The 22,928-nt window shown below is 69.1% G+C and carries 21 protein-coding genes and 2 tRNA genes; 3 read left to right on the forward strand and 20 right to left on the reverse strand.

The features are described from left to right. Positions 1–13: 13 nt before the first annotated feature. Positions 14–1,057 carry an L-threonine 3-dehydrogenase gene (gene tdh / locus Q0P88_RS10340; protein WP_295013802.1) on the reverse strand — a complete coding sequence of 348 codons (1,044 nt, stop codon included), beginning with the start codon at positions 1,055–1,057 and terminating at the stop codon, positions 14–16. Positions 1,058–1,144: 87 nt separating this feature from the next. On the opposite strand from tdh, the gene Q0P88_RS10345 reads away from it, so the two are divergent. Both Q0P88_RS10345 and Q0P88_RS10350 read left to right on the forward strand, forming a co-directional pair. After that, on the forward strand, positions 1,145–2,047 hold the full coding sequence (locus Q0P88_RS10345; protein WP_295013804.1) for a LysR family transcriptional regulator: 903 nt from the start codon (positions 1,145–1,147) through the stop codon (positions 2,045–2,047). 25 nt (positions 2,048–2,072) lie between these two features. After that, complete coding sequence (locus tag Q0P88_RS10350; protein ID WP_295013806.1) at positions 2,073–4,124, forward strand: M3 family metallopeptidase; 2,052 nt, start codon at positions 2,073–2,075, stop codon at positions 4,122–4,124. 36 nt (positions 4,125–4,160) lie between these two features. Here the strand turns inward: Q0P88_RS10350 and clpX are convergent, their stop codons facing one another. The 9 genes from clpX to Q0P88_RS10395 all read right to left on the reverse strand — a co-directional run bounded on the left by clpX (position 4,161) and on the right by Q0P88_RS10395 (position 13,155). Beyond that, entirely contained in the window at positions 4,161–5,429 is a 1,269-nt protein-coding gene (gene clpX, locus Q0P88_RS10355; protein WP_295013808.1) for an ATP-dependent Clp protease ATP-binding subunit ClpX, read from the reverse strand. Positions 5,430–5,689: 260 nt separating this feature from the next. Then, a complete protein-coding gene (locus Q0P88_RS10360) occupies positions 5,690–6,541 on the reverse strand; it encodes an aldehyde dehydrogenase (protein WP_295013810.1) in 852 nt (283 codons plus the stop codon). Then, positions 6,538–7,980 (reverse strand): aldehyde dehydrogenase family protein, encoded by a 1,443-nt coding sequence (locus Q0P88_RS10365; RefSeq protein WP_295013812.1) that lies wholly within the window; start codon positions 7,978–7,980, stop codon positions 6,538–6,540. The genes Q0P88_RS10360 and Q0P88_RS10365 overlap by 4 nt, the downstream gene beginning before the upstream one ends. 10 nt (positions 7,981–7,990) lie before the next feature. Continuing rightward, the gene (deoC, locus tag Q0P88_RS10370) at positions 7,991–8,959 is read right to left on the reverse strand and encodes a deoxyribose-phosphate aldolase (RefSeq protein WP_295013847.1); all 969 of its coding nucleotides are present in this window, start codon (positions 8,957–8,959) and stop codon (positions 7,991–7,993) included. A gap of 41 nt (positions 8,960–9,000) precedes the next feature. Then, positions 9,001–9,957 (reverse strand): sugar-binding transcriptional regulator, encoded by a 957-nt coding sequence (locus Q0P88_RS10375; protein ID WP_295013814.1) that lies wholly within the window; start codon positions 9,955–9,957, stop codon positions 9,001–9,003. A 153-nt stretch (positions 9,958–10,110) separates the two neighbouring features. Next, the gene (locus Q0P88_RS10380) at positions 10,111–10,755 is read right to left on the reverse strand and encodes an ATP-dependent Clp protease proteolytic subunit (protein WP_295013816.1); all 645 of its coding nucleotides are present in this window, start codon (positions 10,753–10,755) and stop codon (positions 10,111–10,113) included. 17 nt (positions 10,756–10,772) lie between these two features. After that, entirely contained in the window at positions 10,773–11,369 is a 597-nt protein-coding gene (locus tag Q0P88_RS10385; RefSeq protein ID WP_295013818.1) for an ATP-dependent Clp protease proteolytic subunit, read from the reverse strand. Between the two features lie 159 nt (positions 11,370–11,528). Continuing rightward, positions 11,529–13,019, reverse strand: coding sequence for a trigger factor (gene tig / locus Q0P88_RS10390; RefSeq protein ID WP_295013820.1), 1,491 nt, complete (start codon positions 13,017–13,019; stop codon positions 11,529–11,531). Positions 13,020–13,081: 62 nt separating this feature from the next. Further along, positions 13,082–13,155, reverse strand: a tRNA-Pro gene (locus tag Q0P88_RS10395). 117 nt (positions 13,156–13,272) lie between these two features. Here Q0P88_RS10395 and Q0P88_RS10400 point away from each other — a divergent pair. Next, positions 13,273–13,346: transfer RNA gene (locus Q0P88_RS10400), tRNA-Gly, on the forward strand. Between the two features lie 330 nt (positions 13,347–13,676). Here the strand turns inward: Q0P88_RS10400 and Q0P88_RS10405 are convergent. The 10 genes from Q0P88_RS10405 to Q0P88_RS10450 all read right to left on the reverse strand — a co-directional run. Beyond that, positions 13,677–14,030, reverse strand: coding sequence for an RNA polymerase-binding protein RbpA (locus Q0P88_RS10405; protein ID WP_295013822.1), 354 nt, complete (start codon positions 14,028–14,030; stop codon positions 13,677–13,679). Beyond that, positions 14,030–14,278 (reverse strand): preprotein translocase subunit SecG, encoded by a 249-nt coding sequence (gene secG, locus Q0P88_RS10410; protein WP_295013824.1) that lies wholly within the window; start codon positions 14,276–14,278, stop codon positions 14,030–14,032. Before secG ends, Q0P88_RS10405 begins: the two co-directional genes overlap by 1 nt. Positions 14,279–14,363: 85 nt before the next feature. Then, positions 14,364–15,155: a triose-phosphate isomerase gene (gene tpiA, locus Q0P88_RS10415; protein WP_295013826.1), complete on the reverse strand. Its 792-nt coding sequence runs from the start codon at positions 15,153–15,155 to the stop codon at positions 14,364–14,366. Continuing rightward, positions 15,146–16,372, reverse strand: coding sequence for a phosphoglycerate kinase (locus tag Q0P88_RS10420; RefSeq protein WP_295013829.1), 1,227 nt, complete (start codon positions 16,370–16,372; stop codon positions 15,146–15,148). Before Q0P88_RS10420 ends, tpiA begins: the two co-directional genes overlap by 10 nt. 10 nt (positions 16,373–16,382) lie before the next feature. Then, positions 16,383–17,393, reverse strand: a complete 1,011-nt coding sequence (gene gap / locus Q0P88_RS10425) for a type I glyceraldehyde-3-phosphate dehydrogenase (protein WP_295013831.1) — start codon at positions 17,391–17,393, stop codon at positions 16,383–16,385. A gap of 100 nt (positions 17,394–17,493) precedes the next feature. After that, positions 17,494–18,120, reverse strand: a complete 627-nt coding sequence (locus Q0P88_RS10430; RefSeq protein ID WP_295013833.1) for a superoxide dismutase — start codon at positions 18,118–18,120, stop codon at positions 17,494–17,496. 187 nt (positions 18,121–18,307) lie between these two features. Then, a complete protein-coding gene (gene whiA, locus Q0P88_RS10435; protein WP_295013835.1) occupies positions 18,308–19,285 on the reverse strand; it encodes a DNA-binding protein WhiA in 978 nt (325 codons plus the stop codon). An 84-nt stretch (positions 19,286–19,369) separates the two neighbouring features. After that, positions 19,370–20,239, reverse strand: coding sequence for an RNase adapter RapZ (gene rapZ / locus Q0P88_RS10440; protein ID WP_295013837.1), 870 nt, complete (start codon positions 20,237–20,239; stop codon positions 19,370–19,372). A 27-nt stretch (positions 20,240–20,266) separates the two neighbouring features. Then, the gene (uvrC, locus tag Q0P88_RS10445) at positions 20,267–22,267 is read right to left on the reverse strand and encodes an excinuclease ABC subunit UvrC (RefSeq protein ID WP_295013839.1); all 2,001 of its coding nucleotides are present in this window, start codon (positions 22,265–22,267) and stop codon (positions 20,267–20,269) included. Beyond that, the coding region (locus Q0P88_RS10450; protein WP_295013841.1) for an ATP-binding cassette domain-containing protein at positions 22,267–22,928 on the reverse strand (662 nt) is incomplete at its 5' end. The genes uvrC and Q0P88_RS10450, both read right to left, overlap by 1 nt.

A 22,928-nucleotide genomic window follows, 5' to 3' on the forward strand; every position in this document is an offset into this window, starting at 1 on the left:
TCTCGTGGGGCGATCAGAGCCGGGTCCAGTCGAGGATGATCTTCCCCGTTCCTGCGGCGGCCGCGGCGTCGAACGCCTGCGCCCAGTCGCGCGCGGGGAGCACCTCGGCGATGATCCGCGTGATGGAGTCGCGCAGCACGGGACTCGTCTGCAGCATCGCCCCCATCGCGTTCCAGGTCTCGAACATCTCACGGCCGTAGATGCCCTTCACCGTCAGCATGTGGGTGACGATCTTGCCCCAGTCCACCCCGAACGGTCCCGTCGGCAGGCCGAGCATCGCGATCCTGCCGCCGTGGTTCATGTTGTCGATCATCGCGGGCAGGGCGGTGGGGGCACCGCTCATCTCGAAGCCGACGTCGAAGCCCTCGCGCATGCCGAGCGCGCGCTGCGCGTCGGCGATGTCCTCGCGGGAGACGTCGACGACCGTGTCCGCCCCCATCTCGCGGGCGAGGGCGAGCCGCGGTGCGCTGACGTCGGTCGCCGCGATGAAGCGCGCACCCACGTGCCGCGCGATCGCGATCGCCATGAGTCCGATGGGACCGCACCCGGTGACGAGGACGTCCTCGCCCACGAGCGGAAAGGCGAGCGCGGTGTGCACGGCGTTCCCGAGCGGATCGAAGATCGCGCCGAGCTCGGGCGTCACATCCGCATGATGCACCCACACGTTGGTCGCGGGCAGCGTCAGGAACTCCGCGAACGCGCCGTCGCGCTGCACGCCGAGGCCGATCGTCCTGATGCACATCTGCCGACGGCCCGCGCGACAGTTCCGGCACATCCCGCAGACGATGTGCCCTTCGCCCGAGACGCGGTCCCCGACGGCGATGTCGTGCACGAGCGGGCCGATCTCGACCACCTCGCCGTAGAACTCGTGACCGGGGACGAGCGGCGCCCTGACCGCCGAGGCGGCCCAGTCGTCCCACCGCCGGATGTGCAGATCGGTGCCGCAGATGCCGGTGCGGAGCACGCGGATGACCACCTCGTCGGGACCCGCGACCGGATCCGGCCGATCCACGAGCTCCAGCCCCGCGTGCGGACCGTCCTTGAACAAAGCCTTCATGCTTCGATCTCATCGCGTCGCACTCTGTAGATCAAGGCTCACTGTCTGGATTGATCTTTAAGTCTGTCTACATGCTTTGATGAACATATGCAGCTGCAGCAGCTTCAGATGCTTCGCGAACTCGGCGCCCTCGGCAGCGTCACGGCCGTCGCCGAGGCGCTCCGCGTCACTCCCTCCGCGGTCTCGCAGCAATTGGCCGCGCTGCAACGGGGCGTTCGCGCACCGCTCACGCGGCGGCAGGGGCGATCGCTCGTGCTCACCCCCGCGGGCGAGGCGTTGGCCGAGGCGGGTGCCGCCGCGCTCGATGCGATGGCGGCGGCGCGCTCCGCCGTCGACGACTTCGAGGCGACCGAGGCGGGCGTCGTCACGGTGAGCGGATTCCTCAGTGCCGCCCAGGCGCTGTTCGGGCCGCTCCTGCGCGAGCTCGGCACGGGTCGCGACGTTCCCGCGATCCGGTTCACAGACGAGGACGTCGCGCAGAGCGAGTTCCCCGCACTGACCGCGCGATACGATCTCGTGCTCGCGCATCGGATGGAGCACAGCCCGCCGTGGCCGACGACGGGGATCCGCGTGCTCACGCTCGCCACGGAACCGCTCGACGTCGCCCTCGCCCCCGAGCATCCGCTGGCGCGGCGGACCTCGCTGTTCCCCGCCGACGTCGTCGGAGAGCGCTGGGTGACGAGTCGAGCCGGCTACTCCCCCGACGACGTGCTGCGCACGATCTCCGCCGTCACCAATCGGCCCGCGGAGATCGTGCACCGCATCAACGACTACGGCGTCGCCGCCTCCGTCATCGCGACCGGCGACGTGATCGGCGTCCTCCCCCGCTACACCTCGGCCGTCGGCGACTCGGTCGTCCGCCGCCCGCTGCAGTACGTGAGCACGAACCGCATGATCGATCTGCTGGCCCGACCGGAGAACCTGCGACGACGATCCGTCCGCATCGTGTCCGAGGCGCTCTCCCGGGTGATGGCGGCCCTGACGCGCTGACCGGTGACTCGCCTAGGCTCGGAGCATGACGCTCGCTCCGAACCCCCTGCTGAGCCCTTCTGGCCTGCCGTACGCGGTGCCCGACTACGCCGCCATCCGTCCCGAGCACTACGTGCCGGCCTTCCACGCCGGCTTCGAGGAGCAGCGCGCCGAGATCCGCGCGATCACGGACAACCCGTCGACGCCGACCTTCGCGAACACCGTGGAGGCTCTGGAGCGCAGCGGCGAACTGCTCGACCGGGCCGCGCATGCCTTCTACACCGTGAGCTCCGCCGACGCGACCGCGCAGATCCAGGAGGTCGACGAGCAGCTCGCGCCCCTGATGGCCGCGCACCAGGACGCGATCCTCCTCGACGGGGCGCTGTACGCGCGCGTCGCGCACGTGCACGCACAGCTCGAGGACGCCGACCTCTCGCCGGAGCAGCGCCGCCTCGTCGAGCGTCGACACCGCGAGATGACGCTCGCGGGGGCGGCCCTGGACGACGAGGCCAAGGCCCGACTGACCGCGCTCAATCAGCGCCTGTCCACACTCAGCACCGTGTTCGAGAAGAACCTGCTGGCCGACACCAACGACCTCGCCGTCATCGTGGACGACCCGGCGCAGCTCGACGGTCTCAGCGCCGGGGAGCTCTCCGCCGCGGCCCGCGCCGCCTCCGAGCGCGGTCTCGAGGGCCGCTACCTGCTCACGCTTCCCCTGTTCACCGGGCATCCCGCGCTCGCCTCTCTCCGCGACCGCGACACGCGCCGCCGCGTCCTGCAGGCCTCTCGCGCGCGCGGCGCCCGAGGCAATGCCCACGACAACCGCGCCGTGCTGGCCGAGATCGCGGCCCTCCGTGCCGAGAGGGCGGCGCTGCTCGGCGCTCAGACGCACGCCGCCGCGGTGACCGCCGACGAGACCGCAGGTTCCCCGGAACGCGTCGAGGCCCTGCTCCGCGAGCTCGCAGCTCCTGCGGCTCGCAATGCCGCCGCGGAGCGGGACGCGCGCCAGCGTTTCGTGGACGCCACCGAGCCGATCCCGTACACGCTCGAAGCGCACGACTGGGCCTACGTCACTGAACGGCTGCGCACCGCGGAGCACGACATCGACACCGCCGCCCTGCGCCCCTGGTTCGAGGCGGAGCGGGTGCTGCGCGACGGCGTGTTCGCCGCCGCCGGACGGCTCTACGGACTGACCTTCGCGGAGCGTCCCGATCTTCCGAGCTACCACCCCGACGCACGCACGTTCGAGGTGTTCGAAGAGGACGGCACCCCTCTGGGCCTGTACGTCCTGGACCTCTACACCCGGGACAGCAAGCGCGGCGGGGCGTGGATGAACCCGATCGTCAGCCAGTCCGCGCTCCGCGGGACCAGACCGGTCGTCGCGAACAACCTCAACGTCGCGAAGCCGGCCGACGGCGAGCCGACCCTGCTCACGCTCGACGAGGTCACGACGCTGTTCCACGAGTTCGGGCACGCCCTGCACGGGCTGTTCTCCGATGTGACCTACCCGCACTTCTCCGGGACCAACGTGTTCCGCGACTTCGTCGAGTTCCCCAGCCAGGTGAACGAGATGTGGATCCTCTGGCCCGAGATCCTCGGCTCCTACGCCCGCCACCACGAGACGGGCGAGCCGCTGCCGGACGACCTCGTCGAACGCCTCAGGGCCACCGAGACGTTCGACCAGGGCTTCGCGACGAGCGAGTACCTCGCCGCCGCGTGGCTGGATCAGGCGCTGCACGGGCTGCGCCCCGGCGAGACGATCGACGACGTCGCCGCGTTCGAGGCACGCGCGCTCGCGGACATCGGCCTGGACTCGTCGGTCGTGCCCACGCGCTACTCCTCGGCGTACTTCGCCCACGTGTTCTCCGGCGGCTACAGCGCCGGCTACTACTCGTACATCTGGAGCGAGGTGCTCGACGCCGACACCGTGGAGTGGTTCCGGGAGAACGGGGGTCTCACGAGAGAGAACGGCGAGCGGTTCCGGCGACGCCTCCTGGCCGTCGGTGGCGCCAAGGACCCGTTGGAGGCCTACCGCGACTTCCGCGGGCGCGATGCGGACATCGCACCGCTGCTGACCCGCCGCGGCCTCGACGCCTGAGGGCCGACGCGACGGCGAGCAGCCGCTCGTCTGCGCTCAGGCGCTCTTGCGCTTGCGCGACAGCACCAGCGTGGGAGGCGCTCCCTCGTCGACCGCGGCGCGAGTCACGACGACCTTCTGCACGTCCTCCGCCGAGGGGATCTCGAACATGATCGGACCGAGCACGTCTTCGAGGATCGCCCGCAGCCCCCGCGCGCCGGTCTTGCGCTCGACGGCGAGGTCGGCGATGGAGCGCAGCGCCTCCTCTTCGAACTCCAGTTCGACGCCGTCGAGCTCGAACATCCGCTGGTACTGCTTGACGAGCGCGTTGCGCGGGCCCGTGAGGATGTCGATCAGGGCGGCCTGGTCGAGCGGCGTGACGGACGCCACGACGGGAAGACGCCCGATGAACTCGGGGATCAGACCGAACTTGTGCAGATCCTCCGGCAGCACCTCGCTGAACAGGTCGAGGTCCTTGCCCTTGTCGTGCAGGGGCGCTCCGAAGCCCACGCCGTGCTTGCCGACCCGCGCCGAGATGATGTCCTCCAGGCCCGCGAAAGCGCCCGCCACGATGAAGAGCACGTTCGTGGTGTCGATCTGCAGGAACTCCTGGTGCGGATGCTTGCGCCCGCCCTGCGGCGGTACGGAGGCCACGGTCCCCTCGAGGATCTTCAGCAGCGCCTGCTGCACGCCCTCGCCCGACACGTCGCGGGTGATCGACGGGTTCTCCGCCTTGCGGGCGATCTTGTCGACCTCGTCGATGTAGATGATGCCCTGCTCCGCGCGCTTGACGTCGTAGTCCGCGGCCTGGATGAGCTTGAGGAGGATGTTCTCGACGTCTTCACCGACGTAGCCCGCCTCGGTGAGCGCGGTCGCGTCGGCCACCGCGAAGGGGACGTTGAGACGCTTCGCGAGCGTCTGCGCGAGGTAGGTCTTGCCGCAGCCCGTCGGGCCGATCATCAGGATGTTGCTCTTGGCGATCTCGATCTCGTCGGCCTTCTGCTCCGCCGGGAGCAGCGTGCCGCGCGCACGCACGCGCTTGTAGTGGTTGTAGACCGCGACCGCGAGCGCACGCTTGGCCTGATCCTGCCCGACCACGTACTCCTCGAGGAAGGAGAAGATCTCGCGGGGCTTGGGCAGATCGAACTCCGCGACCTCGCCGTTCGCGGACTCCGCCATGCGCTCTTCGATGATCTCGTTGCAGAGCTCGACGCACTCGTCGCAGATGTAGACGCCGGGGCCCGCGATGAGCTGCTGGACCTGCTTCTGGCTCTTGCCGCAGAACGAGCACTTGAACAGGTCGGCGCTCTCACCGATACGAGCCATGCGCGTCCTCCTTCGAGACGTGATCCGCGACCGCGGGAGCGGTCACCACGAGTACGATCGCGCTGCGGCGCCACCGCTGTTCGAGCCTAACCGGAACAACCGACTTCGGCTCGCATCGCCACGGATCCCGATGCGCGCTTCGCTCAGGGCGCAGGAGCGTAGGGGCGGACCATCCATGAACACGCATCGGCCCGCTCGCACGAAGCAGGCGGGCCGATGCCGCGGAGATCCGGAACGGGTCAGGCGCCCTGCGGGCGCAGTCAGACCATGCTCTTCGGGTGCCACACCGTCTTCACCTCCGTGAACGCGGCGATGCGCTGCGGCGACGCGACGACCTCGCCGGGAGCGAGCACGCGCTTGAGCGTGTCGGCGGCGCTGATCTGGAGATCGACCCAGTCGATGTCGCCGGCGCCCGCCAGATCGAGGGCGTTGACGTCCGCGTGCGCGGCGAGCCACGGCGCCAGTTCGGCCGGGGATCCGGTCAGCACGTTCACGACTCCGCCGGGGACGTCGCTCGTCGCCAGGACCTCGGCGAGGCTGATCGCGGAGAGCGGGAACCGCTCGCTCGCGATCACGACCACCGCGTTGCCCGCCACGAGGGCGGGGGCGACGACGGAGACGAGTCCGAGCAGGGCGGAGTCCTGGGGTGCGACGATCGCGACCACGCCCGTCGGCTCGGGCGCGGAGATGTTGAAGTAGGCGCCGGAGACCGGATTCAGGTTGCCCGCGACCTGCGCGTACTTGTCGCACCAGCCCGCGTACCAGACCCAGAGGTCGATCGCCTCGTCGACCTGGGCCCCCGCCACGGCGGCGGATACGCCCTGCTGTGCCACGATCTCGTCGACGAACTGCGCCCGGCGACCTTCCAGCACCTCGGCCACGCGGTACAGCACCTGACCGCGGTTGTAGGCGGTCGCCTTCGCCCAGCCGGACTGTGCGGCGCGGGCGGCCTTCACGGCGTCGCGGGCGTCCTTGCGGGACGCCTGCGCGGCGTTCGCGAGGAAGGCGCCCTTCGGAGAGCGCACCTCGTAGGTCCGCCCCGACTCGCTGCGCGGGAAGGCGCCGCCGATCGCGAGCTTGTACGTCTTGGGCACGGTGAGTCGCGCGCTCATGCGGCAGATCCCTTCAGGTACGCGGCAAGGCCCTGCTTGCCGCCCTCGCGGCCGTAGCCGGACTCCTTGTAGCCGCCGAACGGGCTCGACGGATCGAAACGGTTGAACGTGTTCGCCCACACCACGCCCGCTCGCAGGCGGTCCGCGACGGCGAGGATCCGGGATCCCTTCTCGCTCCAGACACCGGCCGAGAGCCCGTAGGGGGTGTTGTTCGCCTTCGCGATGGCCTCCGCCGGCGTGCGGAAGGTCAGGACGGACAGGACAGGTCCGAAGACCTCCTCGCGCGCGATGCGATGCGATGTCTCGACGCCCGTGAAGATCGTCGGGGCGAACCAGAACCCCTTCTCCGGGATCGCGCAGTCCGCGGTCCACCGCTCGGCGCCCTCGTCCTCCCCGACCTGGCTGAGCTCGCGGATGCGGGCCAGCTGCTCGGCCGAGTTGATCGCGCCGATGTCCGTGTTCTTGTCGAGGGGGTCGCCGAGCCGCAGGGTCGACAGGCGCTGCTTGAGCCGGTCGACGACCTCGTCGTGGATGGACTCCTGGACGAGCAGCCGGCTCCCGGCGCAGCACACGTGTCCCTGGTTGAAGAAGATGCCGTTGACGATGCCCTCGACGGCCTGGTCGATCGGCGCGTCGTCGAAGACCACGTTCGCCGCCTTCCCGCCCAGCTCGAGGGTCAGCGCCTTGCCGGTGCCCGCGACGGTGCGCGCGATCTCGCGACCGACCGCGGTCGATCCCGTGAAAGCCACCTTGTCGACGTCGGGATGACGCACGATCGCGGCACCCGTCGCGCCGGCGCCCGTGACGATGTTGACCACCCCGGGCGGCAGATCGGCCTGCTGCAGGATCTCCGCGAAGATCAGCGCGGACAGCGGCGTCGTCTCCGCCGGCTTGATGACCACCGTGTTCCCCGCGGCGAGGGCGGGAGCGACCTTCCACGCCAGCATGAGCAGCGGGAAGTTCCACGGGATCACCTGACCCGCGACCCCGTGCGCACGGGGATTCGGGCCGACGCCGGCATAGTCGAGCTTGTCGGCCCAGCCGGCGTAGTAGAAGAACCAGGAGGCGACGAGCGGCACGTCCACGTCCCGCGACTCCTTGATCGGCTTGCCGTTGTCGAGACTCTCGGCGACCGCGAGCTCGCGGGCTCGCTCCTGCACGAGACGTGCGATGCGGAAGAGGTACTTGCCGCGATCGCGGCCGCTCATCTTCGACCACACCCTGGTGTAGGCGCGGCGGGCGGCGGCGACGGCGAGATCGACGTCCTCGTCCGAGGCGTGCGCGATCGTCGCGATCCGGGACTCGTCCGAGGGCGAGATCGTCGCGAACGAGGCACCGCGACCCTCGACGAACTCGCCGTCGATGAACAGGCCGTACTCGTCCTTCAGGTCGAGGATGCTGCGCGACTCGGGCGCGGGCGCGTATTCCAGGAAACCCATCTCGAGCCTCTCAGTCGATCGTGACGTAGTCGGGGCCGGAGTAGCGGCCGGTGGACATCTTCTGGCGCTGCAGCAGCACGTCGTTGAGCAGGCTCGACGCGCCGAAGCGGAACAGGTGCGGCTGCAGCCAGTCCTCGCCCACGGTCTCGGCGACGGTGACGAGATACTTCACCGCATCCTTGGAGGAGCGGATCCCGCCCGCCGGCTTCACCCCGATGCGCTCCCCCGTGAGACGGTGCCAGTCGCGCACGGCTTCGAGCATGAGCAGCGTGACCGGGAGGGTCGCCGCGGGAGAGACCTTGCCCGTGGAGGTCTTGATGAAGTCCCCTCCGGCGAGCATGCCGAGCCACGAGGCGCGGCGGATGTTGTCGTAGGTGTTGAGCTCGCCGGTCTCGAGGATGATCTTGAGCGACGCGGACGAGCCGTCGTCGCGGCGGCACGCGTCCTTGACGGCCACGATCTGGTCGAACACCTGGCCGTACCGCCCGGCGAGGAACGCGCCACGGTCGATCACCATGTCGATCTCGTCGGCACCGGCTTCCACCGCGTCGCGCGTGTCGGCGAGCTTCACCGCGAGCGATGCGCGGCCGCTGGGGAAGGCGGTCGCGACGGCCGCGACGGAGATCCCGCCGTCATCGGGATCACCGTGACGCGCACCCAGCGCCTCGACGGCGAAGGGGACCATGTCGCCGTACACGCAGACCGCGGCCACGGACGGGCAGGTCGGATCCGACGCGTCGGGGTGCTCGGCCTTCGAGACGAGCGAGCGCACCTTGCCCGGCGTGTCCGCGCCCTCGAGCGTCGTCAGGTCGATGAGGCGGATGATCGTGTCGAGCGCCCACGCCTTCGACGTGGTCTTGATCGATCGTGTGCCGAGGTCGGCGGAGCGCTGCTCCAGGCCGACCGCGTCGACACCGGGCAGTCCGTGCAGGAAGCGGCGCAGCGTGAGGTCGTCGGGTTCGCCGCCGAGCACCTGCACCGCTTTCCGCTGGGCGAGTTCGGTCGTGGTCACTGATCCGGTCACCTTTCTGAGTCCAAGAGGGTTCGTGCGGTCTCCTCGTCGGTGACCACCATCGTGCACAGTCGCGCCGACACCACCGTGCGGGCGATGTCGTGCTTCGCCTCGCCCGCGGTGACGAAGATCGAGGTGCGCGCGTCGCGCAGCCAGCCGAGGTCGAGCCCCACCGTGCGGGCGTCGAGTTCCGGATCGACCACGTTGCCGTCCGCGTCGATGTAGCGGCCGAGCACGTCGCCGACGGCGCCCCGTCGCGCCAGCTCCGCGATGTCCTTGGGGGTGAGGTACCCGTTCTCGACATGGGCGGAGCGCGCATCGCACACCCCGGCCGTGAACAGATACGCGTCCGCTCGTGCCGCCAGTTCCAGTACTCCCCCGACCGTGCGGTCCCGCTCGATCGCCTGTTTGGTCTCGAGGCGCTCCAGGATCGCCGGACTCGGCAGCAGGGCGACCTGGCCGGCGGCGCGCTGGGCGATCGTGGCGGCGAGCGATGCGGCGCCGCCGGGACGGCGGTTGACGCTGACGCCTCCGTTCATCTGCACGACGGTGACGCCCCGGGCCCAGCCTTCGACGAGGCGATCCGCGATCGCGGTGAGCGTGCGCCCCCAGCTGACCGCGAGCGTCCTCGGAACGGGTCGCAGGGCGGTGAGATGGTCTGCGGCACCCTGCGCGACCCGCCCCAGCGTCTCGGAGTCGCTGCCGGCGTTCGGGACGACCACCGCGTCCGCTAGCCCGAACCGGTCGCGCAGCTCCCTCTCGAGGCCGAGCTTGCGCGCCCGGGGATGCACGATCTCGATCCGCACGATCCCGTCCGCCCTGGCCTGCTGCAGAAGCCGCCCGACCTTCCAGCGCGAGATGCCCAGCAGTCCGCCGATCTCGTCCTGCGTCTTGTCCTCGTCGTAGTAGAGCTCCGCGACGCGGACGGCGAGCAGTTCGTCGTCGTCGAGCGGAGTGCGGGCCATGCTCCGACCCTATCCGCACCCACGCGCACGCGCACGAATCTGCTCAGATGAGCAACCCGTCCTGCTCGCTCGCGCAAACCGACGACGAGACCCACGCGCGCGCGAAGGGCGGTCCGGAGAACCTCCGGACCGCCCTTCTCAACGTGCGTCCTGTCAGGACTGGCGCTTGCGGCTCGTCAGCACCTGGTCGACGATCCCGTAGTCCTTCGCCTCCTCGGCGGAGAGGATCTTGTCGCGATCGATGTCCTTGTTGATCTGATCGACCGTGCGGTTGGTGTGCTTGGCCATCGTCTCCTCGAGCCAGGTGCGCATCCGGAGGATCTCCGCGGCCTGGATCTCGATGTCGGACGCCTGGCCGTGGCCGGCCTCGCCCATCGCGGGCTGGTGGATGAGCACGCGCGCGTTCGGCAGCGCGAGCCGCTTGCCCGGCGCACCGGCCGCGAGCAGCACGGAGGCGGCGGACGCCGCCTGTCCGAGCACGACGGTCTGGATCTGCGGAGCGACGTACTGCATCGTGTCGTAGATCGCCGTCATCGCCGTGAACGAGCCGCCGGGCGAGTTGATGTACATCGTGATGTCGCGCTCGGAGTCCTGGCTCTCCAGGACGAGGAGCTGCGCCATCACGTCGTCGGCCGACGCGTCGTCCACCTGCACACCGAGGAAGATCACTCGATCCTCGAACAGCTTGTTGTAGGGATCCTGACGCTTGAAGCCGTAGGCCGTGCGCTCCTCGAACTGCGGGAGCACGTAACGGCTGGAGGGCAGGTTGCCGGCCGCGCGGAAGGTGGGTGTGTACATGTTCGTCCTGTCCTGCCTTACTTGTCCGCGTCCGCGCCCGTGCCGCCACCGCCGTGCACGTCGCTCGCGTGCTCGCGCATGTGGTCCACGAAGCCGTACTCCAGCGCCTCCGCGGCCGTGAACCAGCGGTCCCGGTCGCCGTCCGCGTTGATCTGCTCGACCGGCTTGCCGGTCTGCGCCGCGGTGATCTCGGCGAGACGCTTCTTCATGTCGAGGATGAGCTGCGCCTGCGTCTGGATGTCGCTCGCGGTGCCGCCGAATCCGCCGTGCGGCTGGTGCAGCAGCACGCGGGCGTTCGGGGTGATGTAGCGCTTGCCCTTGGTGCCGCTGGTCAGCAGCAGCTGGCCCATCGAGGCGGCCATTCCGATGCCCACCGTGACGATGTCGTTCGGCACGAACTGCATCGTGTCGTAGATCGCCATGCCTGCGGTGATGGAGCCGCCGGGCGAATTGATGTAGAGGTAGATGTCCTTCTCAGGGTCCTCGGCGGCGAGAAGGAGGATCTTCGCACAGATCTCATTGGCGTTCTCGTCCCGCACCTCGGATCCCAGCCAGATGATGCGATCCTTGAGCAGCCTGTCGAAGACGCTCGTCGCGACCAGGGGTTCAGCCATTTCCGCTCCTGTTTCCGTGTTCGGTGATTCGAATCTACCGGCGCCGGATCCGCGCTCCGGCCGTGTTCGCCGTCGGCATATCAGCGTGCCGCCGGGGACGCGGGAGGGGCGGGCGCTCAGCGCGCCCGCCCCTCCCCCGGACCGATGGATCCGGACTTCTTACTCGGCGTCGGCCGCCTTCTTGGCCGGGGCCTTCTTCGCCGCCGGCTTCTTGGCGGCGGGCTTCTTCTCCTCGGCCGGAGCCTCCTCGGCGTCCGCGGCCTTCTTGGCGGGAGCCTTCTTGGCCGCCGGCTTCTTGGCCGGAGCCTTCTTCGCGGGCTTCTCCGCAGCAGGAGCCTTCTCCTCGTCCGCGGTCTCGGACTCCGGCTCCTCGTCGACGGCGACGAAGCCGCTCAAGTCGACGGGCTTGCCCTTCGAGTCCACCACGGTGACCTTGCCGAGCGCGACCGCGAGCGCCTTGTTGCGCGCGACCTCGCCGACGATCACAGGGAGCTGGTTGGCGGACTGCAGCGCCTCGACGAACTCCTGCGGCGCCATGCCGTACTGCGCGGCGGACTGGATGAGGTACTGGCTGAGCTCGTCCTGCGACACCTGCACGTTGGCTTCCTCGGCGATCGCGTCGAGGAGGACCTGGGTCTGGAACTGCTTGGTGCTCGCCTCGGTCACCTCGGCGCGGTGCTCCTCGTCCTCCAGACGACCCTCGCCCTCGAGGTGGTTGTGCACCTCGTCCTCGATGAGCTGCGGCGGGACCGGGATCTCGACCTGCTCGAGAAGCGTCTCGACGAGCTTGTCGCGCGCAGCCGAGGCCTGCGTGAACACGCCCTGCTGCTCGACCGACTCACGCAGGCTGTCGCGCAGCTCCGCGATCGTGTCGAACTCGCTCGCGATCTGCGCGAAGTCGTCGTCGGCCTCGGGAAGCTCGCGCTCCTTGACGGCCTTGACCGTCACGGAGACCTCGGCGTCCTCTCCCGCGTGATCGCCGCCGACCAGCTTCGACGAGAACGTCGTGTCCTCGCCCGCGGTGAGCGACTCGATCGCGTCGTCGATGCCCTCGAGCAGCTCGCCAGAGCCGACCTCGTACGAGACGCCCTCGGCGCGGTCGATCTCGGCGCCGTCGATCGAGGCGACGAGGTCGAGCTCGACGAAGTCGCCGGACGTCGCGGGACGGTCGACCGGGACGAGGGTGCCGAAGCGGGCACGCAGACGGTCGAGCTCGGCGTCCAGGGCGGCGTCGTCGGCCTCCACGGCGTCGACGGTGAGCGTGATGCCGTCGAGCGAGGGGACCTCGATCTCCGGGCGCACGTCGACCTCGATCTCGACCTTGAGGTCGCCGGAGAAGTCCTTCTCGTTGGGCCACTCGATGACCTCGGCCGAGGGACGGCCGACCAGACGCAGGTTGTGCTCGAGCGACGCCTCGCGGAAGAAGGCGTCGAGGCCCTCGTTGACGGCGTGCTCGATGACGGCGCCGCGACCGACCCGCTGGTCGATGATCGGCGCGGGCACCTTGCCCTTGCGGAAGCCGGGGATCTGGACGTCCTGCGCGATGTGCTCGTAGGCGTGCTCGATGCTGGGCTTGAGGTCCTCGGGGGTGACCGTGATGTGGAGCTTGACCCGGGTCGGGGCAAGCTTCTCGACGGTGCTGTTCGCCATGCTGGTGTGTTCTCCTTGTGAATCCCCCGCGCGATGATCGGCGGGATGCGACGTCGTGGACGTCGGGGCGACAGGATTTGAACCTGCGACCTCCCGCTCCCAAAGCGGGCGCTCTACCAAGCTGAGCTACGCCCCGGGTAGGAACCCGCGCGCGCGGGAACGGCCCTCACGAGTCTAACGGAACAGAGCACCCCCGCCAGTCCGGTATGCTCGTACGAGTCCGATGGGATCCCGCCCGGGTCCCGCCGGAAACGGGGATGTAGCTTAATGGTAAAGCCTTAGTCTTCCAAACTAATGACGCGGGTTCGATTCCCGTCATCCCCTCCACTTTCCCCTCGTCCTTCGCAGTCTTGCGCGTCAGAAGCACGCACCGGCGATGGGCGGGACGCACAGGCCCAGGTCCGGCGCTGGCTCGGCCGCCTGTTCCGCGATGCCCTCGACGTATGACGGATCGCGGCTCGATCCGGCGCATGCGAGGGCCAAAGCGCAGGGAGCTGGACGCCCATGTCGTCGAGACCGAGGATGCGCGCCACTTCGTCCCCCCTCGCGCTTCCGGATCACGCGACCGTCTGACGACGGCGGCACAGAAGCGCGCCCGCGCAGACGACGAGAGCCCCCGCGCGATGCGGGGGCTCTCGTCGTCTCAGCGGGCGAGGCTCACTGGCCTCGACGCTCGCGCAGCTGCTGCAGCGCGTCGTCGAGCAGTTGCTCCGCCTCTTCGTCGGTGCGGCGCTCCTTCACGTAGGCGAGGTGCGTCTTGTACGGCTCCGCCTTGGCGATCGCCGGCGGGTTCTGCCGATCACGACCGGCGGGGAGGCCGGAGTGCGGGTGATCGATGATGTCGGGGATCTCCTCCTCGGGAAGCCCCGCCGCGAAGTACCGGATCGTCTCGTTGCCGAGGCCGTCCCAGTACGAGATCGCGATACGATCCGCGTGGTAGCCGTGGTCCTGCTCGCCCATCGGACCGGATCCAACCCTGGTCCCCCGGATCGCGTTGCCGCCGGTCGCCATCACAGCACCTCGAATTTCGTGATCAGGCCGAGGCCCACGATCGCCACGAACCACACCAGGGCGAGCACGATCGTGAACCGGTTGAGATTGCGCTCCGCCAGTCCGGAGGATCCGACGGCGGAGGACATGCCGCCGCCGAACATGTCGGACAGCCCGCCGCCACGCCCCTTGTGGAGCAGGATCAGAAGGGTCAGCAGGACGCTGGTGATGCCCAGCAGCACCTGCAGGATGAACTGGAGAATATCCACGAATGGCCTTTCGCTCGGGCCCGCTCAGTCGGTCGGGAACCCGCGTAAAGATCGATTATACGTCGGGGCGAGGTACGCCCCTGGATCACACTCCGACGTGCTTCTGATAACGGATGATCGCGGCGAACTCGTCGACGACGAGGCTCGCGCCACCCACGAGAGCGCCATCGACGTCCGGCTCGCGCATGAAGCCCGCGATGTTCCCCGACTTCACCGAGCCGCCGTAGAGGATCCTCGTCCGCGCGGCGGCCTCGTCACCGAGCACCCCGGCGATCACGCCACGCAGCACGGCGCACACGTCCTGCGCCTGCTGCGGGGTCGCGGCCTGGCCGGAGCCGATGGCCCAGACGGGCTCGTAGGCGACGACGATGTCCGCGTCGGGGTTCAGTCCCTGCAGCGCCGCCTCGAGCTGACCGGCGGGCACCGCGCTCGCGCCGAACCGCTCGAGATCCTCGGCGGTCTCGCCGACGCAGATGACCGGGACGAGGCCGTGCTTGAGCGCGGCCTTGGTCTTCGCTGCGACGATCTCGTCGGTCTCGTGATGGTACTCGCGGCGCTCGGAGTGTCCGATGATCACGTAGTCGGCATCGAGCTTGGCAAGGAACTCGCCGGAGATCTCGCCGGTGTAGGCGCCGGAATCGTGCTCGGACAAGTCCTGCGCCCCGAACGCGAACGGGATCTTGTCCGCGTCGATGAGCGTCTGCACACTGCGGAGGTCTGTGAACGGCGGGAACACCGCGACCTCGACCGTGCCGTCCTCGTGCTTGGCGTCCTTGAGCGCCCAGTGCAGCTTCTGCACGAACGCGACCGCCTGCAGGTGGTCGAGATTCATCTTCCAGTTGCCCGCGATGAGCGGGATTCTGCCGTTCACTGCCATCCGAGGACCTCCAGTCCGGGGAGCTTCTTGCCTTCGAGGAACTCGAGGCTCGCGCCTCCGCCCGTCGAGATGTGACCGAATCGGTCGTCCGCGAACCCGAGCTGGCGCACGGCTGCGGCGGAGTCGCCACCGCCGACCACGCTGAGACCGTCGGTCTCCGTGAGCGCCTGCGCGACCGCCTTGGTGCCTGCCGCGAACGCGGGGAACTCGAAGACGCCCATCGGTCCGTTCCAGAACACCGTCTTGGAGTCCCTGATGGCCGCGGCGAACGTCTGCGCCGTGTTGGGACCGATGTCCAGGCCGATGCCGGACGTGCCGAACTCGGTGTCCTCGATCGCGTCTGCCGCCGTGACCTCGTAGGGCGCGTCGGCGGAGAACGAGGCGGCCACGACGACGTCGGTCGGCAGGACGAGATCCACGCCGCGCTCCTGGGCCTCCGCGATGTAACCGCGCACCGTGTCGAGCTGGTCCTCCTCCAGGAGGCTGGAGGCGACCGGATGCCCCTGCGCCTTCAGGAACGTGAACAGCATTCCGCCGCCGATGAGGAGACGGTCGACCTTCGGCAGCAGGTGCGAGATGACACCGAGCTTGTCGGACACCTTGGACCCGCCGAGGACCACCGTGTACGGCCGTTCGGGGTTCTCGGTGAGCCGGTCGAGAACCTTCAGCTCGGCCTCGATGAGCAGCCCCGCGGCCGACGGCAGGATCTGTGCGAGGTCGTAGACGCTCGCCTGCTTGCGGTGCATGACGCCGAAGCCGTCCGAGACCATCGCGTCGCCGAGCGCCGCGAGCTGCTCCGCGAACGCCCGCCGCTCGGCGTCGTCCTTGGACGTCTCCCCCGGGTTGAAGCGGAGGTTCTCCAGCACGGCCACCTCACCGGGCTGCAGCGCGGACACGACCTCCTGCGCCGAGGAGCCGACGGTGTCCGTCGCGAAGGCGACCGGCCGACCGAGCAGCTCGCCCAGCCGCGCCGCGACCGGAGCGAGGCTGTAGGCGGGGTCGGGGGCGCCGTCGGGGCGACCGAGGTGGGAGACCACGATCACGCGGGCGCCCTGATCGATGAGGGCCTGAAGGGTCGGCACCGACGCGCGAACGCGCCCATCGTCCGTGATGACCCCGTCCCGCAAGGGGACGTTGAGGTCACAACGGACGATGACGCGCGTGCCGTCGAGCGAACCGACCGAATCCTTGAGGGAGTCGAGGGTGCGCAGAGTCATGTGTCTGAGTTTAGAGACGCTCGGCCACGTACTCGGTGAGGTCGACCAGACGGTTCGAGTAGCCCCACTCGTTGTCGTACCAGCTCGAGACCTTCACGAGGTTGCCGGAGACGTTGGTGAGGGTCGCGTCGAAGATCGAGGAGTGCGGGTTGCCCTGGATGTCGCTCGACACGATCTCGTCCTCGTTGTACTGCAGGAAGCCCGAGAGGCGCCCGTCGGCGGCGGCCTTTGCGTAGGCGGCGTTGACCTCGTCGACGGTGAGGTCGTCACGGTCCGTGATGAGCGTCAGGTCGACGATCGATCCGGTCGGGACAGGGACGCGGTACGAGGAGCCGGAGAGCTTGCCGTTCAGTTCGGGCAGGACCAGGCCGATCGCCTTGGCCGCACCGGTCGAGGCGGGGACGATGTTGATCGCGGCCGCGCGGGCACGGCGAAGGTCCTTGTGCGGGCCGTCCTGCAGGTTCTGGTCAGCGGTGTAGGCGTGCGCGGTCATCATGAAGCCGCGGACGATGCCGAACTCGTCGTTGAACACCTTCGCCAGGGGGGCGAGGCAGTTCGTGGTGCACGACGCGTTGGAGATGATGTGGTCGGTCTCGGGGTTGTAGGTCTCCTCGTTGACGCCCATCACGATGGTCGCGTCGTCGCCCGTGGCGGGCGCGGAGATCAGGACCTTCTTGGCGCCGGCCTCGATGTGCTTCTTGGCCAGCTCGGCGTTGGTGAAGAAGCCGGTCGACTCGATCACGATGTCGACGCCCAGTTCGCCCCACGGCAGGTTCGCGGGGTCGCGCTCGGCGAACGCCTTGATGTGGTGCCCGTCGACCGTGATGCTCTCGTCGTCGTAGCTGACGTCCGCGTCGAGGACGCCGCCGACGGAGTCGTACTTCAGCAGGTGCGCCAGGGTCTTGTTGTCCGTGAGGTCGTTGACCGCGACGATCTCGAGGTCTGCGCCCTGCTCGAGTGCTGCGCGGAAGTAGTTTCGTCCGATGCGGCCGAAGCCGTTGATACCGATCTTGACAGACACGAAAGTCTCCTGTTTCTTACTGAAGGAATTGCGTGATTCTTGCAGATTGCACGGACAACGGCGTCCTGACGGGCTTTTCGCCCGTCAGGACGCCCATCTTTTACGACAGTACCAGCAGTCCGTCGGTCTTCACGCGCGCGGCCTCGAAGCGCTGCGCGACGTTCTCCCAGTTCGCGATGTTCCACGCGGCCTTGACGTAATCCGCCTTGACGTTGAGGTAGTCGAGATAGAACGCGTGCTCCCACATGTCGAGCTGGAACAGCGGGATCGTGCCCTGCGCGGTGTTCGACTGCTGATCGAACAGCTGCTGCGTGATGAGCTGCTGGCCGATCGGGTCCCAACTGAGCACCGCCCAGCCCGACCCCTGGATGCCGAGGGCCGCCGCGGCGAACTGCGCCTGGAACTTCGCGAACGAGCCGAAGTGATCGTCGATCGCCGCCTTCAGCTCGCCCTCGGGCTCGCCACCGCCGTTCGGCGACAGGTTCGTCCAGAAGATCGAGTGGTTGACGTGTCCGCCGAGGTTGAACGCCAGGTTCTTCTCGAGCTGGTTGATCGTCGGGTGGTCGCCCTTCTCGCGCGCCTCGGCGAGCTGCTCGATCGCGGTGTTGGCTCCCGCGACATAGGCGGCGTGGTGCTTGTCGTGGTGCAGCTCCATGATCTTGGCGCTGATGTGCGGCTCCAGCGCCGCGTAGTCGTAGGGAAGGTCGGGGAGCGTGTACTTCACCATGTCGATGCCATCCAATCCGCGCCGCGCTCGCGGCGCTTGCCGGTCCCCCACGACGCCGTGTGCGCGCGGGGCGGACGATTTCCATCCTAGTGACGGCAACGCGCCCCGCGCGGGGATCCTTCCCCGTGTGACGAGGGGATCCGGAGGGCGCGGGGCGCGTTTTCGCAGGGCGGAAGGGGTGGTCGATTCAGAGGTCGATGCCCGCAGGCACGGCCGCCTCGGTACCCGGGATCCCCTCGGTCTGGGCGCGCTTGTCGGCCATAGCGAGGAGGCGGCGGATGCGTCCGGCGACGGCGTCCTTCGTGAGCGGCGGGTCGGCGTGGTGGCCGAGCTCGTCGAGGCTGGCGTCGCGGTGCGCGAGGCGCAGCTCGCCCGCCGTGCGGAGATGCTCGGGAACCTCGTCGCCGAGGATCTCCAGGGCGCGCTCGACGCGGGCGCACGCGGCGACCGCGGCCTGCGCCGACCGGCGCAGGTTGGCGTCGTCGAAGTTCACCAGCCGGTTCACGCCGGCCCGCACCTCGCGGCGCTGGCGCATCTCCTCCCAGGCCGCAGCGGTCTTCGTGGCACCCATGAGCGTGAGCAGCGCGCGGATCCCCTCGGCCTCGCGGATGACCACACGCGGCATACCCCTGACCTCGCGCGCCTTGGCCGAGATGCCGATGCGATGCGCGGCTCCGACCAGGGCCATCGCCGCTTCGGACGACGGGCAGGCGACCTCGAGCACGGCGGAGCGTCCCGGCTCGCTGAGCGATCCCGCGGCGAGGAACGCCCCGCGCCAGAGCCCGGCGAGCTCCTCACGGGAGCCGGTCGTGAGACGGTTGGGCAGTCCGCGCACGGGGCGGCGGCGCTGGTCGAGCAGCCCGGTCTGGCGCGCGAGGGTCTCGCCCGCGCCGATCACGCGGACCGCGTACTTCGCACCGTCGTGGCTGGACGCCCCCTGGATCGGCGCGATCTCGGGGCGGACGCCGAAGAGCTCGGCCAGGTCGCGGGCGACGCGCCGTGCCAGCAGCTCCGCATCCACCTCCGCCTCCACCGCGATGCGGTTGGCGATCTGGTGCAGCCCTCCGGCGAAACGCAGGACCGCCGTCACCTCCGCGACGCGCACCGAGGGCGGTGCGTTCCGGATGCTGACGAGCTCTGCCTTGACGTCGGTGGTGAGTGCCACGGGTCTCCTTCTCTCGGACCGCGCCGGATTGCGGCGCAAGGGATCAGCTTACCGGTCGTCGGCTCCGCGCCCACGACCGAGGGCTCACTCCCGCCCGAGGTCGCGGTGCCGGACGGTCACCGCGATACCCGGCGTCTGGCCGATGCGGCGGGCGAGCTCCTCCGCCATCGCCACCGAACGATGCTTGCCTCCGGTGCACCCGATCGCCACGACGGAGTGGCTCTTGTTCTCCCGCTGGTAGCCCTCCAGGATCGGGGCCAGGGCCGCGACATAGGCATCGAGGAACTCGTGCGCGCCGTCCCGCGAGAGCACGTAGTCGCTGACCTCGGAGTCCAACCCCGTGGATCCGCGCAGTTCGTCGATCCAGAACGGGTTCGGCAGGAACCGCATATCCGCGACGAGGTCGGCGTCCGAGGGCAGACCGTACTTGAATCCGAAGCTCATGACCGTGAGCTTGTGCCGCGCCGCGCCGGCCTCGGCGAAGCCCTCCGTCACCTTGGTCGCGAGCTGGTGCACGTTGAAGTCGGAGGTGTCGATGACGATGTCTGCGGCCTCGCGCAGCGGGGCGACCCGCGTCCGCTCGGCCCGGATGCCGTCCAGCAGGGTTCCGTCGCCCTGCAGGGGATGCGGGCGCCGGACGGACTCGAACCGACGCACCAGGACGTCGTCCGATGCATCGAGGAACACGACCTGCACGGATCCGTGCTCGCGCAGCGCGCGCGCGACGCCGGGGAAGCCGTCGAAGAGATCGCGACCGCGCACGTCCACCACGGCAGCGACCTTGGGCAGCGCCGCGCCGCCGAGGTTCGCGAGGTCGAGCAACGGACGCAGCATCTGCGGCGGCAGATTGTCGACGACGTACCACCCCAGGTCCTCGAGCACGTTGGCGACGGTCGAGCGCCCCGCGCCCGACATCCCGGTGACGATCAGGAATTCGCCCTGGTCGGCGCTCATGTGCTGTCCTCCTCGCTCAGGACCAGCCTATCGAGGCGCGGCGGCGGTCGGGGACGGAGCGGGCGGCGGATCCAGGGCGACGGTGCCGTCCCCGGCGTCGCGGATCGTGCTGCTCGCCGTCGACGCCAGATGGGTGCGGATCGCCTCCGCGAGCGCCGGACCGATGCCCTGCACCTCCTGGATCTCCGCCGAGGTCGCTTTGCGCAGAGCGGCGACGGATCCGAAGTGGCGCAGCAGCGTCTTGATGCGTGCGGCGCCGAGACCCGGCACCTCGCCCAGGATCGACGTGATGTCCCGCTTGCGGCGCTTGCGCTGATGGGTGATGGCGAACCGGTGCGCCTCGTCGCGGAGCCGCTGCACCAGGTACAGCGACTCGCTCGTGCGCGGCAGGATGACCGGATAGTCCTCGCCGGGCAGCCAGAGCTCCTCCAGGCGCTTCGCGATGCCGACGAGCCCGATGTCCGTGCGCCCCGCGTCGCGCAATGCCCTCGCCGCCGCCTCGACCTGCGGCTTCCCGCCGTCGACGACGAGCAGTTGCGGAGGGTAGGCGAAGCGCGGCCTGCGTCGCTCGGTGACGACGAGCTCCTCGCCCGATCCGTCCTCGGAGACGACGGACTCCGTGACAGGGAGGGTCTCCTCGGGGGCGTCGATGTGCGCGAGACGACGGCGCAGCACCTGGTACATCGAGTCGGTGTCGTCAGTCGTCTCCGCGATGTTGAACGAGCGGTACTGGTCCTTGCGCGGCAGACCGTCTTCGAAGACCACCATCGATGCGACCACGTTCGTGCCGCCGAGATGCGAGATGTCGTAGCACTCGATGCGCAACGGCGCCTCGTCGAGCCCCAGCGCCTCTTGCAGGTCGGTCAGCGCCTGGGTCCGTGTGGTGTAGTCGCTCGACCGGCGGGTCTTGTGCCGGATCAGGGCCTGCTGCGCGTTGAGGGTGGCGTTGCGCATGAGCTCGGCCCGCTGACCGCGCTGCGCGACGGCGATCTCGACCTTCTTGCCGCGGCGCTCCCAGAGCCATTCCTCGAGCTCTGCGGCATCGTCCGGGAGCACGGGGACGAGCACGCGCTTGGGAACCTGCTCGCCGCTCGCCTCGCCGTAGGTGCGCTGCAGGATCTGGTCGACGAGCTCGGCGCCGCCGATGTCGATCTCCTTGTCGAGCGTGGTGGCACGGACGCCTCGCACGCGGCCGCCCCGGATCACGAAGTGCTGGATGGCGGCCGACAGTTCGTCCTCGGCGATCCCGAACAGGTCGGCGTCCTCGTCCTGCGGGAGGACGAGCGCACTGCGTCCCAGCACCGCCTCGATGGAGGCGAGCTGATCGCGGTACTTCGCGGCGCTCTCGTAGTCCATCGCGGCCGACGCCTCCTGCATGCGCCGGGTCAGCGATCGGGTGAAGCGCTCGTCGCCACCCTCCATGAAGGCGATGAAGTCGTCGACCATCGCCCGATGATCCTCGATCGTCACCGTCATCGAGCAGGGCCCACCGCATTTGCCGATCTGCCCAGGGAAGCACGGTCTCCCGGTCTGCATGGCTTTGCGGTAGCTCGCGTCGCTGCAGGTGCGGATCGGGAAGACCTTGATCATCTGGTCGATCGTGTCGTGCACGGTCCAGACCTTCGGATAGGGCCCGAAGTACTTGGCGCCAGGGATCTTGCGATTGCGGGTGACGATCACCCGGGGAGCCTCGTCGGCGAGTGTGATCGCCATGAACGGGTACGACTTGTCGTCCTTGTAGCGGACGTTGAACGGCGGATCGAACTCCTTGATCCACATGTACTCCAGCTGGAGCGAGTCGACGTCGGTCGGCACCACCGTCCACTCGACCGAGGCCGCAGTGGTCACCATGCGCCGGGTGCGCTCGTGCAGGGTCCGCAACGGGGCGAAGTAGTTCGACAGCCGCTGCCGCAGGTTCTTCGCCTTGCCGACGTAGAGCACCCGCCCCTGCGCGTCGCGGAACCGGTACACACCGGGGTCGGTCGGGATCTCCCCCGGCCGTGGCTTGTACGGGAGCTCCGTCGCCATCAGCCCGCCTTGCGCTCGAGCGCCCGCCGTGCGCCGGGACGCGCGCTCGCCGGAGCCGTGCCGAGGATCTCCGCGAGGAAGGCCCCGGTGTGGCTCTCGGCATTGCGCGCGACCTGCTCGGGGGTGCCCGTCGCGACGATCTGACCGCCCCCGGACCCGCCCTCCGGACCGAGGTCGATGACCCAGTCCGCCGACTTGATCACGTCGAGGTTGTGCTCGATGACGATGACAGTGTTGCCCTTGTCCACGAGCCCGTTGAGCACCTCGAGGAGCTTGCGGACATCCTCGAAGTGCAGCCCGGTGGTCGGCTCGTCGAGCACGTAGATCGAGCGGCCGTTGCTGCGGCGCTGGAGCTCGGTCGCGAGCTTGACGCGCTGCGCCTCACCGCCGGAGAGCGTGGTCGCCGACTGCCCGAGACGCACGTACCCCAGGCCGACGTCGACGAGCGTCTTCATGTAGCGATGGATCGCCTGGATCGGCTCGAAGAACTCCGCCGCCTCCTCGATCGGCATCTCGAGGACCTCGGCGATGTTCTTGCCCTTGTAGTGCACGGCCAGGGTGTCGCGGTTGTAGCGCTTGCCGTGGCAGACCTCGCAGTCGACGTACACGTCGGGCAGGAAGTTCATCTCGATCTTGATCGTGCCGTCGCCGGAGCACGCCT

The sequence above is a fragment of the uncultured Microbacterium sp. genome (assembly GCF_945952435.1).
In the GTDB taxonomy this organism is placed as follows: Bacteria; Actinomycetota; Actinomycetes; order Actinomycetales; family Microbacteriaceae; genus Microbacterium.

Bases quoted from the DNA above. Each gene is read 5' to 3' on its own strand.
- Q0P88_RS10385 (WP_295013818.1), bottom strand. From the start codon at position 11,369: ATGGCTGAACCCCTGGTCGCGACGAGCGTCTTCGACAGGCTGCTCAAG.
- uvrC (WP_295013839.1), bottom strand. From the start codon at position 22,267: ATGGCGACGGAGCTCCCGTACAAGCCACGGCCGGGGGAGATCCCGACC.
- Q0P88_RS10375 (WP_295013814.1), bottom strand. From the start codon at position 9,957: ATGGCCCGCACTCCGCTCGACGACGACGAACTGCTCGCCGTCCGCGTC.
- Q0P88_RS10360 (WP_295013810.1), bottom strand. From the start codon at position 6,541: ATGAGCGCGCGACTCACCGTGCCCAAGACGTACAAGCTCGCGATCGGC.
- Q0P88_RS10405 (WP_295013822.1), bottom strand. From the start codon at position 14,030: ATGGCGACCGGCGGCAACGCGATCCGGGGGACCAGGGTTGGATCCGGT.
- tig (WP_295013820.1), bottom strand. From the start codon at position 13,019: ATGGCGAACAGCACCGTCGAGAAGCTTGCCCCGACCCGGGTCAAGCTC.
- Q0P88_RS10420 (WP_295013829.1), bottom strand. From the start codon at position 16,372: ATGACTCTGCGCACCCTCGACTCCCTCAAGGATTCGGTCGGTTCGCTC.
- tpiA (WP_295013826.1), bottom strand. From the start codon at position 15,155: ATGGCAGTGAACGGCAGAATCCCGCTCATCGCGGGCAACTGGAAGATG.
- Q0P88_RS10345 (WP_295013804.1), top strand. From the start codon at position 1,145: ATGCAGCTGCAGCAGCTTCAGATGCTTCGCGAACTCGGCGCCCTCGGC.
- Q0P88_RS10430 (WP_295013833.1), bottom strand. From the start codon at position 18,120: ATGGTGAAGTACACGCTCCCCGACCTTCCCTACGACTACGCGGCGCTG.
- rapZ (WP_295013837.1), bottom strand. From the start codon at position 20,239: ATGAGCGCCGACCAGGGCGAATTCCTGATCGTCACCGGGATGTCGGGC.
- tdh (WP_295013802.1), bottom strand. From the start codon at position 1,057: ATGAAGGCTTTGTTCAAGGACGGTCCGCACGCGGGGCTGGAGCTCGTG.
- Q0P88_RS10365 (WP_295013812.1), bottom strand. From the start codon at position 7,980: ATGGGTTTCCTGGAATACGCGCCCGCGCCCGAGTCGCGCAGCATCCTC.
- clpX (WP_295013808.1), bottom strand. From the start codon at position 5,429: ATGGCTCGTATCGGTGAGAGCGCCGACCTGTTCAAGTGCTCGTTCTGC.
- Q0P88_RS10380 (WP_295013816.1), bottom strand. From the start codon at position 10,755: ATGTACACACCCACCTTCCGCGCGGCCGGCAACCTGCCCTCCAGCCGT.
- Q0P88_RS10350 (WP_295013806.1), top strand. From the start codon at position 2,073: ATGACGCTCGCTCCGAACCCCCTGCTGAGCCCTTCTGGCCTGCCGTAC.